General features: G+C 55.7%; 11 protein-coding genes and 1 pseudogene. 7 read left to right on the top strand and 5 right to left on the bottom strand.

Annotated features, from left to right (window positions below):
- Window positions 1-9 precede the first annotated feature (9 nt).
- Window positions 10-852 carry an SDR family oxidoreductase gene (locus tag VE23_RS16100; protein WP_049868541.1) on the top strand — a complete coding sequence of 281 codons (843 nt, stop codon included), beginning with the start codon at window positions 10-12 and terminating at the stop codon, window positions 850-852.
- Between the two features lie 4 nt (window positions 853-856).
- On the opposite strand, the gene VE23_RS16095 is transcribed toward VE23_RS16100, so the two are convergent.
- The 3 genes from VE23_RS16095 to VE23_RS16085 form a co-directional block, all read right to left on the bottom strand.
- Window positions 857-1,171: a hypothetical protein gene (locus tag VE23_RS16095; RefSeq protein WP_021877706.1), complete on the bottom strand. Its 315-nt coding sequence runs from the start codon at window positions 1,169-1,171 to the stop codon at window positions 857-859.
- Entirely contained in the window at window positions 1,164-1,532 is a 369-nt protein-coding gene (locus tag VE23_RS16090) for a DUF6864 domain-containing function (RefSeq protein WP_048747597.1), read from the bottom strand. The genes VE23_RS16095 and VE23_RS16090 overlap by 8 nt, the downstream gene beginning before the upstream one ends.
- Before the next feature lie 240 nt (window positions 1,533-1,772).
- Complete coding sequence (locus VE23_RS16085; protein WP_048747599.1) at window positions 1,773-2,630, bottom strand: class II fructose-bisphosphate aldolase; 858 nt, start codon at window positions 2,628-2,630, stop codon at window positions 1,773-1,775.
- A 408-nt stretch (window positions 2,631-3,038) separates the two neighbouring features.
- Between VE23_RS16085 and VE23_RS16080 the strand changes: the two genes are divergently transcribed.
- Both VE23_RS16080 and VE23_RS16075 read left to right on the top strand, forming a co-directional pair.
- Complete coding sequence (locus tag VE23_RS16080) at window positions 3,039-3,353, top strand: ArsR/SmtB family transcription factor (RefSeq protein ID WP_021877703.1); 315 nt, start codon at window positions 3,039-3,041, stop codon at window positions 3,351-3,353.
- Window positions 3,354-3,418: 65 nt separating this feature from the next.
- Window positions 3,419-3,889, top strand: coding sequence for an SRPBCC family protein (locus tag VE23_RS16075; RefSeq protein ID WP_049868540.1), 471 nt, complete (start codon window positions 3,419-3,421; stop codon window positions 3,887-3,889).
- 201 nt (window positions 3,890-4,090) lie between these two features.
- On the opposite strand, the gene VE23_RS16070 is transcribed toward VE23_RS16075, so the two are convergent.
- Window positions 4,091-4,882: a hypothetical protein gene (locus VE23_RS16070; protein ID WP_049868539.1), complete on the bottom strand. Its 792-nt coding sequence runs from the start codon at window positions 4,880-4,882 to the stop codon at window positions 4,091-4,093.
- Between the two features lie 399 nt (window positions 4,883-5,281).
- On the opposite strand from VE23_RS16070, the gene VE23_RS16065 reads away from it, so the two are divergent.
- Window positions 5,282-6,577, top strand: a complete 1,296-nt coding sequence (locus VE23_RS16065) for an ATP-binding protein (protein ID WP_373864533.1) — start codon at window positions 5,282-5,284, stop codon at window positions 6,575-6,577.
- Window positions 6,578-6,621: 44 nt separating this feature from the next.
- On the opposite strand, the gene VE23_RS16060 is transcribed toward VE23_RS16065, so the two are convergent.
- Window positions 6,622-7,323 (bottom strand): glycosyltransferase, encoded by a 702-nt coding sequence (locus VE23_RS16060; RefSeq protein ID WP_232313140.1) that lies wholly within the window; start codon window positions 7,321-7,323, stop codon window positions 6,622-6,624.
- Window positions 7,324-7,476: 153 nt separating this feature from the next.
- Between VE23_RS16060 and VE23_RS16055 the strand changes: the two genes are divergently transcribed.
- The 3 genes and pseudogenes from VE23_RS16055 to VE23_RS26580 all read left to right on the top strand — a co-directional run.
- Entirely contained in the window at window positions 7,477-9,240 is a 1,764-nt protein-coding gene (locus VE23_RS16055; RefSeq protein WP_049868537.1) for a stalk domain-containing protein, read from the top strand.
- Between the two features lie 413 nt (window positions 9,241-9,653).
- Entirely contained in the window at window positions 9,654-10,682 is a 1,029-nt protein-coding gene (locus VE23_RS16050; protein WP_232316977.1) for a Gfo/Idh/MocA family protein, read from the top strand.
- Window positions 10,679-10,783, top strand: a pseudogene (locus VE23_RS26580) (DNA-binding transcriptional regulator); the annotation flags it as partial. The gene VE23_RS16050 and the pseudogene VE23_RS26580, both read left to right, overlap by 4 nt.
- Window positions 10,784-10,855 lie beyond the last annotated feature (72 nt).

The raw sequence follows: 10,855 nt of genomic DNA, 5'->3' as shown, positions 1-10,855 counted from the left end.
GAGAGAGGGATGAAGCAAGGGGATAGAATCGCCCTGGTTACGGGGGCATCGAGCGGGTTCGGGCTGCTCACGTCCGTCGAATTGGCCAGGCGAGGATTTAAGGTCATCGCGACGATGCGGAATCCCGGCAAGAGCGGGACGCTGCTCGCAGAGGCTGAACGCGCAGCGGTGCAGGACCGTTTGGAGACAATCCGCCTGGACGTCACGGAACCGGCTGCGATCCGGGAGGCTGTTGCGGATGTCATGCGCAGGCATGGGAGAATCGACGTCCTGGTCAACAACGCGGGCTACGCGGCGGGAGGCTTCGTCGAGGAGGTGCCGATGGCGGCCTGGCGGGAGCAGATGGAAACCAATGTGTTCGGCCTGATCGCCGTCACGCAAGCGGTGCTGCCGCATATGCGCGGGCAGGGCTGCGGGCATATCGTCAATATCAGCAGCGTAAGCGGCCTGATCGCCCTTCCCGGCTACGCGCCCTATAGTACGTCCAAGTTCGCCGTGGAGGGCTTCAGCGAGGCGCTGAGATTGGAGATGAAGCCTTTCGGCATCGATGTCTCGCTGGTGGAGCCGGGAGCTTACCGGACAGAGATCTGGAAGAAGGGCTTCCATGCGGTCCATGTCTCCGACGCCTCTCCATATCGAGGGATGCTGGACAGGATTCTGGCTTATTCGCGCAAAACTTCCGATAACGCGCCGGATCCTGCCGCAGTCGCCCGGCTTGTCGCATCGATCGCCGGCACGGCCAAGCCCCGGATGCGCTACCTGTCCGGGCGCGGCATGAGGCTCTCTGTCTGGGGCCGCGCCCTGCTGCCCTGGCGCTGGTATGAAGCGCTGCTGCTGCGGATGCTGAAGTGACGGCTCATCCTCCGGAATCCTTGGAGCGCGATCCGATCAAATATCCGATGATGGTCGATTCGACCGGAAGGACGACGAGCGTCCACATCTCCTTCAGCCCGAAGTCGGCGGACCGGTAGGAAGCGGGCGTCAGCGTATACACGAGGGCGATGAGCAGGACGCTCAGCGCGATCGTGCCCACGATATAGAGGCGGACATTTTCGCCGGAGCCGAAAAATTTTCCGAGGAAGCCGAGCTCGGCTTTTCTTTTGTCGCTCTCCGCGTTGGCGGCGATGATTTTGCTGGCGACCTTGGGATCCTGGATCTCGAGCTTATTCATCTCCCGGACCTCCCTTGCCGGAGTAGAACGTGAAGGCCAGCGCCCAGGCCGACAAGTCGTAGTGGATCGTCACCTCGTAGCGCAGAGACAGGCTGCGGCTGTCCAGTACGCCCAGATGGATCAGATCCTCATTGCCGGTCGGCTTGCCTCGCGGATAGTTGATGCAGGCAATCCGGACTTCGTTGTAGCGGATCAGCCGGATGTCCGTCGCGATGTCGTCCCGCTGCGGGTCGTGCTCGATGCAGAAATGGAACGTCAGAGGGTCCTTTTCTTCCGACAGCGTTATTTCAATCGGGCTCATGCCGTAGGCGGATACGCGGCCGTAATAGACGGCCTCCATTCCCCCGGATGTAATTTTCATCGTCATCCCTCCGATAGCGGTCTCGTACAAGCATCCTCGTTCTAGTGTACGATCGAGGCGGCGGGGACATGACTGCCGAAGGAGCCGGTGACTGGCAAGAGTCCATGACCGGACAAGAGCCTGCTTCTTCCGCCCTTAAACAGCGGTCGTGTTGGGATCAGCTTCACTTCCGGGCACGGCATGCCAAAAAAGGCAGGAAGGACCGAGGTCCTTCCTGCCTTTTTCGTTCCTGCGGGCGTCTTACGCTTTGTTCGAAGAACCGAACTCGCGCATTTTGCCGATGACCGTCGCTTTGATCGCGTCGCGTCCTGGTGCCAGGAATTTGCGCGGATCGTAGACTTCATGGTCAGCCGTCACGATTTCACGGACTTTTTTCGTGAAGGAGATTTGGTTCTCCGTGTTCACGTTGATCTTGGCCGTTCCGAGGGAGATGGATTTCTTGATGTCGTTCGTAGGGATGCCCGTGCCGCCGTGCAGTACGAGCGGAAGCTTGATCGTCTCGCGGATCTCGGCCATTTCCTTGAAGCCGAGGTTAGGCTCCCCTTTGTAAGGGCCGTGGACGGAGCCCAGAGCAGGAGCCAGGCAGTCGATGCCTGTCAGCTTGACCAGCTCGAAGCATTCTTTAGGATCTGCGTAGATAACGCCGTCAGCAACGACGTCGTCTTCCTGGCCGCCGACCGTGCCGAGCTCGGCTTCAACGGAAACGCCTTTGCTGTGCGCGTATTCAACGACTTTCTTCGTCGTCTCGACGTTCTCGTCGAACGGATGGTGGGAAGCGTCGATCATGACGGAAGTGAAGCCGGCATCGATGGCTTCTTTACATTTGTCGAAGCTGGAGCCGTGGTCGAGGTGGATGGCAACCGGAACCGTGATTTTCATTTCGTCGATCAGAGCGCCGACGATGGCGGTAACGACTTTGAAGCCGCCCATGTAACGGGCCGCGCCTTCGGATACGCCGAGAATGACCGGGGATTGCTCTTCCTGTGCCGCAGCGAGGATCGCCTGCGTCCACTCCAGGTTGTTGATGTTGTACTGGCCGACGGCGTAGCCCTCGGCAAGCGCTTTGTTCAGCATGTCCTTCATGGAAACGAGTGCCATTGTAACTCCTCCTAGTGTCCTGTTTCTGTAGATGGTTTCTCCTCATTGGAGCCCGAGGGCAAAATGAGAATGGCAAGGCTAATGGACCAGCCAATGCTTGTCTACAGCTATTTTAACATAAATGCAGGGCCGTGAACCTGGAATTTATGAGCCAGCCGGCGCTTCAACGCTGACATCGTCGAGTTAGGTTCTGTGAACGCTGGTTGGACCGGGAATCTCCGGCGCAAGTCCAAGGATTAAATTTCCACCGCAAGGCCTCCTTTATTCGCACCAAAGGAAAAAGCCGAAGTATACGGTACACGACCTTCTGACCGATAAAAATAGCGCTTTGTTTGGCAGGGAGACCACCGTATGCCGGCTGCTTTTCATGCCTTGACAGAAATATAACTGAAAGGTAATGTATAAGCCATGAATGAGGACAAGCTGTTTGAAGTGCTCGCCGAGCCCCAGCGCAGAAAAATTCTCGACTCCCTGCGCGTCCGGGAGCGCTCTGTCGGAGAGCTGGTTGCTTTATCGTCGCTAAGTCAGCCCGGAATCTCCAAGCATTTGCGGATATTGCGCGAAGCAGAGCTCGTCTCGGTAAGAAAAGAAGGGCAAAGCCATTGGTATCGATTGAACGTGGAGCCATTGAAGGAGCTGGATCATTGGTTCGAGCCTTATCGGCGGTTCTGGTCGGACAAGCTGGACGCACTGGAGAAGCATATGGACGAAGAGGACCGCTAGAACGGCCCGCGTGAAACCAGGGATCCCGGGGCAGCGGCCCTGATTCCCAAGGAGGAGGTCCAATCATGTTGGCGTCATTAACCCCTGTAGCGGATGGATACGAAGCCCGCTTCGAGCGGCGCCTGAAGCACACGGCAGAGAAAGTCTGGTCGTCGCTCACCGTCAACGACAAGCTGGCGGAATGGTTCCCGGAGCTGCGGGTGGAAGAGCTTCGCGAAGGCGGAAGCATCCGGTTCGACATGCAGGACGGCACGTTCAAGGAGCTCGAAATTCTCGAGCTTCGGGAGCATTCCGTCCTTGAATACGCTTGGGGCGAGGACCGGGTCCGTTTCGAATTGTATCCGGAACCCGGCGGATGCCGCCTCGTCTTGATCGAGACCATCCGCGAGATGACCGGCCATACACCCAAGGATCTGGCCGGCTGGCATGTCTGTCTCGATGTCATCGCCGCCCTGCTGGACGGGAGAAAGATAGTCCGCATGGAGGAGTGGAAGCTGGCTTACGAGGACTACAAGCAGTTGTTGAGGACCTTTTAAACCCGCAGGCACCCTTTCTGCGTGAATGAATCCATATGATGTGGCGGCTTGTCGTCTGCATACTGTACGGCATAAAGGCAAAGAAACCCTGCTCATTCGTTGAGCAGGTTTTTTTTTTGGCCATTTACAAGAGTCATAGGCAAGGTGTGGAGGGCTGCCGGCCGCCGCTGCGGCAAGCAGCTTGGCCGGGCCTGCCCGACTTTACAGGTTGGCAAAGTTAGTTTGAATGCAAGTGACAATTGCGCCGATAACCTGCCCTTTGAACGCATCGGGAACAGATTCGCCGGATACGTTGTGGTAGGTATACAGGTTGGCATCCGTATCGAGAGTGAATCCGAGCGAAAGCAGGGCATGTACAAGTTCAGGAGGAAGCTGGTCTGTTCCGAGCTTGTCCACGTAATAGGCTGTCGGACCCACATAAAGATCGACGTCGCCTTTGCTCGATTTAATGATCAGCACGTCGTTTTGGTTGTTCAGCTCCCATTGGCCCTTCGAGTAAACCGACAATCTCGAGCGCTCAAGCCCGCTTAGGCCGTCAATATTTACCCCGAAGATGTAATTGATTATCCGGCGGCTGTCCGAACCTGGAATCGTTTCTCCATAGGCGGATAGAAAATGGTCCATGACGTCATTCTTTTTCAAACTCATGATCGCAGAGTCCCGGCTCCTGTCATCCGAAGCCAGGCCGAGATAGGTTCGCACACCGGCCATGATCTCGGAGTTGTAGCTCGCAAGCAGGTTGCCTTCATCGTTTTGAGACATGAGATCGAGGTCGAACCCGAAAACCTTGCCTACCGTGTCTCGGATGACTTGGCCCCGCGCTGGATTTCCAAGCGACTCCAGGAAGATGTCCATGACACGGACTTGCGCCAAAGTATTGATCTGGCTGTCCATCTCATCCGAGTTTTCATCTGCGCCCAGGGATGCGCGAACAGCCTTCATGACCTCGATTGGATATTTTGTATTCTGCGGATTTATTACAGCATCGGCCATTGAGAAACTACCTCCGATTGAATGGTTTCGACTTACAGAACTTGGCTGCTGCCATATCCTACAATAGCACAGGAACGACAACGGAATAAATGGAAGAACAGGAAAATCCCAATCGTACGATGGCTGCAAAACAGGGCACGCAATGGACTTCGTCGGCCTTTTTTTGGCGCTCGCAGGGAAGAACGACAGCGCAGCGAGGCCATGAAGCTGCGCACGATAGAGGGCGTGTCCTACGGCGATTCCTTCCTGGCTCAAGCCACTTCAAAATTTTTGTTGGCAGCGTTTTCAATTTAAATTTTAGGATTATTCAAAATATATAGCGAAGAAATCATATGTAATTGAGCAATCTGTGATTATAATGGTGTAACGAAATGCTTACTGACAGAATATAGCTTGAAAATGAAGGTTATTTCCTTGCTGTATCAAATATTGAAAGGAAGTTATTCATTGTTTGAGACCTTGCTCTTGAATTTTTTATTTTTATTAGTTCCGGTTTTGACTTTTTTAATCTTTTTTGAAAATAAAACCCATCCCTATTCCAACAATATCCTTGTTGTTCTATCGGCCATTACGATGATTCTTTGTATCATCAAGCCAATAAAGCTAGATATTGGATTTATATTTGATTTGAGATATATTCCGTTCATCATCGTGGCCTTGTTTGGAGGCCACAAGAGTGTATTCCCGCTGTATATCATCTTGAATGCATGCCGGTTCTATGTTGGAGGGCCAGGGATGCTCGAATCGTTCCTGTTCTCTACCGGGGCCTTCATCCTGATTCCTGTCTACAGCAAGACGTTCTTGAAATTGGATTCCCGTGGCCGCGTTGTCGCGGCAGCCGCTATCGCTTTTCTGACGATGGGATGTTACCTCGCGACTCTGAGCCTGATTTTAGGCGTATCCGATCGGCAATTCCAGACCCTCGCCTGGAATGCTTTGACGACTTATGTCGGAGTGATAAGCGTAATCATGATTCTGATCGAGAAGATTCTGATCAACTTCAAAAACAGGGAGCGGATCCTCCAGTCGGAAAGGTTGAAGGTCGTCAGCCAGCTGGCGGCAAGCGTCTCGCATGAGATCCGGAACCCGCTCACCGTAACGAGCGGATTCCTGCAAATGCTGCAGAAATCGGCGACGATTACGCCGGAAGAGAAAAAATTCGTGGACCTGTCTTTGCAGGAGCTCAACCGGGCCGAGAAGATCGTCAGCGATTATCTGTCGTTCGCCAAGCCGCAGTCGGAAAACATGGTCTACTCCAACATGATCGATGAGCTGGAATATACCAAAAATGTCATCATGCCCTATGCATCCATCCATGCCGTAGAGGTGAAATTCAGCTTCAGCAACAGCCTCCGAATCCGATATGACCGGAATCAGATCCAGCAATGCCTGATCAATATCTACAAAAACGGAATTGAAGCGATGAAGGAGACGGGAGGCGGCATCCTCTCCATCGATGTCGCCGAGAGAAAGCAGCATATCGTCATCAGCATCCGGGATACGGGAATCGGAATGACCAAGGAGGAGATATCCCGCCTGGGCAAGCCGTATTATTCCACGAAGGCGGAAGGGACCGGCCTTGGCATGCTCATGGTCTACAGCACGATCGACAAAGTGAAGGGCGTCATCGAAGTCGAGAGCGAAAAGGGCATCGGCACGACCTTCCTGATCACCATACCCGTGAGCGACCGGTGAAAGCTGCTGCTGCCGCAGCTTCTTTCACCGGTCCTCTGCTCAGGTCAGGCTTTTTTCTTGGCGTAGGCGGCATAGTTGTCGGTAACCGCAACGGGAAGGCTTTTGGCCAGATAGTACCGGTCATTGACCTTCCAGGTGTGGGTGCTCTTGTTTTTTCGGCGGATGTACACGTAATTGTAGGGTGAGGATGCATAGACGGTGCAGCCTCTTTTTGTGCATTTTCTTAAAAACCGGACATCCTCGCCCAAGGAGATATCGTCGAAGCGCGCGTGTTTCAGCACGCTCCTCCGGAACAAGATCGTTCCGCCCTGCACAAAATCGACGAATTTATGCTGCTCCTCGGGGGAGCGGACGACGAGCCGCTTGCTCCCTTCCAAATAGACGAGGCAGGCATGCTTGCCGATGACGGAGCTTCCTTTGGAGGCAAGCGTCTTGACCTGCTCCCGAAGATAATAAGGCGAATAATAATCATCGTGGTCAAACTTGGCGATCAGAGGATGCCTGGCCCGCGAGATGCCGCAGTTCAAGCATTGGCCCAGCGATATTCTCTCGGGCACAGAGTAGACGCGGACATGGCGGTGAGCGGAGGCTATGCGCCGGATGGCCTTCAGATCGGCCTTGTCCTTGTTGACGATGAGGATCAATTCCTTGTTCGGATAGAGCTGTCGTTTATAATTGCTCAGAATGTTCGGAATGAATTCGGGCCTGTTCGTGCAGGCCACGATCGATACTCCAGGTTTGGCCAAGTGTCGCCCCTCCATTTAGATTCAGGTCCATTCATTCTATGAAAGGCGTGGGGAAGGCGCTTGGCCAAATACCTATCGAATAAATGGAAACATATTCCTGCTTGGCGCGTCTATAGTGAAGATCCTAACCTGATCCTATAAGGAGAATCCGACATGAAGAAAGCAGCCTCGGTTCTACTGGCGTCAAGTCTCTGTCTGAGCCTTCTGGCCCCTCTGGCGAATGCGGCGGAAGCTGCCAAACCATTGCCCGAAGCGTTCGGGAATATGATTGTCTTTCCCTATGACTATCAGAACAAAGCATTCATCCGTGGACAGAAGACGGACGTCTACACCGATTTCAAGCTGGCTCAGAGAAATGGGCGCGTCCTGGTGCCGATCCGCCTGATGAGCTATCTTGCGACTCAGGCAGACCTCCAGCAGGGCTGGGAAGCCAATTGGCAGCAGCAGAAGCCGAATGAGGTCGTTCTCCACAGCAGCAAGCTCAAACGAACGGTCAAGTTCACCGTCAACAGCACCTCGATGACTGTGAATGGCGAAGTCCGCGTCATGGATGCGGCGCCGGAGAAGGTGAACGGACAGATCATGCTGCCGCTCCGAAGCGCGGCGGAAGCGATCGGCAAGCAGATCGATTGGCATGACGGCCTTATTCTCATCGGAGACAATGCCGTGGATTGGAAGGCCGCCGGTACGGAGGCGGTCAAGAACAAGGTCAAGGAACAGCTGGCCGACACCCGCAAGCCGATCAATTATGGCGACACGGTTCCCCTCGCCCGGCATGGCAATACTTCGTATTCCTTCAAGCGCATTTATACCGGAAGCGGAGCCGTGGAGAAGCTGTACCGCAAAACAGACGGTCAGAAAGAGGCGGCCATTGAGCTGGCGGGAAGTCCGGTTTTCGATCAAGCGAAGGTCATCGGGCAAAAGCTGTATTATGTCACTACCGTTAACAAGCTGGCAGAGCTGCATGCGTACGACCTTGCCTCGGGACAATCCGCCACCGTTGCCAAGCTGCTGTCCTGGAAGCCTGAGAATGGCTGGGTTGCCGGCATCGAGAGGATGGATAACGACCTGTACATCATCCTGCATACAGGAGACTTGACGGTGGGATCGGAGACGTTATACCGGGTGGATAACGGGACCATCGCCAAGGTGGCCGACGCCCGCAGCATCGTCCACTACGTCAAATCGGGAGAAGCTGTGTACCTGACCGACTCCGATCCGATGGCCAAGCCGGAAGGCAATCTAAGCCGGGTGGATCTGAAGACCGGCAAGAAGGAGCCGTTCGGGCAGCCGGGATATGCCTACCTCATCAACCGGACGACCAGCGGGCAAGGTCCCGGGTACTCGGACGTCGGCAGCATGTATGCTCGGGACGGCTATCTGTATGCGCTTGGCTACAAGACGAGCGACGGGGCGGATGAGAGCGCCGTGTACAGAATCAGCTTGGGAGATCAGACGCAGACCAAGCTGACGGGCCCGGCCGCATCGTTCTGGATAGAAGGCAGCCGGATTTATTACGTCGAAGCCAAGACCGGGCATGTCATGTCCGCCGGGATGGACGGGAGCGGCGCCAAGACGCTGGTCAGCCGCAAGGCGGCACAGATCCAGTTCGCCTCTGGAGCCATCTATTACAAGGTCAATCCGGCCGGCAGCGACTACGATCCCGGAGAGCTGTTCCGGTACGACCTTGCCTCCGGCAAGGAAACGAAGCTGACGGCTCAGCCCATAAGCTCGTACTATACGGGTGCGGCCGGCGTCTACTATTTGTCCGGCGGTTACGAGCCCGGCATCTATCGGGTCGATCCCGACGGCAGGCAGGTGCGGGTAGCCCCAGACAATATCGCCGGCGCTATTCTGACGGAGGAGGGCATGGTGTACTCGATGACCTACAAGGAAGGAATTTACGCGGTGAAATGAACGGCCGGCGTTTTGGCTGCCCGCGAGAGCTCCCATTCCTGTCCATGCGCGCACAGCAAGAAGAGAGGCCTCGGCCTCTCTTCTTTGTCCGTTTAAGCCGGAACTGCCGGTTGGCTTCTTGCGAGCTGTCCGCCAGCAGCGGCGGATAGGGAGAAGAACGCGGCCGTCATTCATTTGAGCCGGGGCATCCAGCGCGGGCTTGCTCTGTGGAGGAGCCCGTATGGAACGATATTTTATAAGTATCCAAAACCCGAGCTTCGCCGATCCGGATTTTCTGATGGGCTGAGGCGGTCCGATATCGACGGCTGAAGAGAGGGAACGTGTTCCCTCTCTTTTTTGCCCTGCCATCCGTGGTATATTTTCTTTATCCATAGGCTGTCCGCAGTGGCAGACCCTGGGCGGGATTATCATTCTTGAACGAAGAAACGGAGCGGAGCATGGATAAAATCAGGTTGGCCGTCATCGGTCTGGGCGTAATGGGAAGGAATATGATTGTTCAGAAGGCTCCCGGGTTTCCGGAGGCTATCGAGCTGGCGGCGGTATGCGACCCGAACGCGGCTGCGATCGACAACATCCTGGGCAGCGCAGGCGGGGTAAGGACTTATGCGGATTACCGCATCATGCTGGATGAGGGCGGCATCGATTTGCTGTACATCGCCGTCCCGCCGGCGATGCATCATGAGGTGGCGACAGCCGCTTTCGAGAAGAACATTCATGTGTTCTGCGAGAAGCCGCTTGCGAACAGCCTGGAGGAAGCCCGCGAAATGGCGGAGCTGGCGGCAGGATCGGAGCTCGTGAACGCCGTGCATTTCTCGTTCCCGCTCGATCCCCCGGTTCTCAAGCTCAAGGAGCTGCTGGAGGATGGCGCGGCCGGGACTGTGGAGAGAATCGAGCTGTTCCTGCAGTTCCCGCAGTGGCCGAGGGCCTGGCAGCAGAACGGATGGGTCGCGACCCGGGAGCAGGGCGGATTTCTGCTTGAAGTCGGCATTCATTGGATCCATATGATCCAGCAAATTTTCGGCCGAATCGCCCGGCTGAGCAGCGAGGTCTCCTATCCGGCCGACAGCGCCTTGTCCGAGAATAGGGCCGAAGCGACGCTGACCCTGGAGAGCGGGATTCCGATCGCCCTAAGCGGAAGCACGGGCCTGCCCGGCGAGGAGCGGGTTTCCATGGTTGTGCATGGTTCCCAAGGCGTCATCGCTTTGGAAAACTGGCAGCATCTGTACAGCGGGGTTTCCGTCGACAGCCTTCAGGCAGTCGATACCGACGGGATTGCAAGCCCGCTCCCGATGCTGAAGCAGGTCATCGCGGCGCTGAGAGGCGAAGATGCGCTCGTCTATGATTTCGCGGACGGCTACAACGCCCAGGTCGTGCTGGAAGCGCTGCGCCAATCCGCCGGCTCGACCGTCGAGCTGGGCCCGCTGTATATCGCCCGTCGATGAAAGTCGACCGCCTTCTGGCGATTACCGTTCTGCTGCTGAGCCGCAAACGGGTGAGCGCCAGAGAGATGGCGGAGCGGTTCGAGGTGTCGGCCAAGACGATTCGAACAGTATGATTCGCTTGAAAACCCGGGGGACACGGAAGCGCGCATCCACAACGCCATAAGGTGAAAAAA

The sequence above is a fragment of the Paenibacillus sp. D9 genome (assembly GCF_001188365.1).
Classification (GTDB): Bacteria; Bacillota; Bacilli; order Paenibacillales; family Paenibacillaceae; genus Paenibacillus_O; species Paenibacillus_O humicus.
This window is presented reverse-complemented; position numbering and strand designations above follow the sequence as displayed.

Coding starts and splice junctions, on each gene's coding strand:
- VE23_RS16095 (WP_021877706.1), bottom strand. CDS start 1,171: ATGAATAAGCTCGAGATCCAGGATCCCAAGGTCGCCAGCAAAATCATC.
- VE23_RS16100 (WP_049868541.1), top strand. CDS start 10: ATGAAGCAAGGGGATAGAATCGCCCTGGTTACGGGGGCATCGAGCGGG.
- VE23_RS16090 (WP_048747597.1), bottom strand. CDS start 1,532: ATGAAAATTACATCCGGGGGAATGGAGGCCGTCTATTACGGCCGCGTA.
- VE23_RS16055 (WP_049868537.1), top strand. CDS start 7,477: ATGAAGAAAGCAGCCTCGGTTCTACTGGCGTCAAGTCTCTGTCTGAGC.
- VE23_RS16065 (WP_373864533.1), top strand. CDS start 5,282: ATGAAGGTTATTTCCTTGCTGTATCAAATATTGAAAGGAAGTTATTCA.
- VE23_RS16085 (WP_048747599.1), bottom strand. CDS start 2,630: ATGGCACTCGTTTCCATGAAGGACATGCTGAACAAAGCGCTTGCCGAG.
- VE23_RS16075 (WP_049868540.1), top strand. CDS start 3,419: ATGTTGGCGTCATTAACCCCTGTAGCGGATGGATACGAAGCCCGCTTC.
- VE23_RS16070 (WP_049868539.1), bottom strand. CDS start 4,882: ATGGCCGATGCTGTAATAAATCCGCAGAATACAAAATATCCAATCGAG.
- VE23_RS16080 (WP_021877703.1), top strand. CDS start 3,039: ATGAATGAGGACAAGCTGTTTGAAGTGCTCGCCGAGCCCCAGCGCAGA.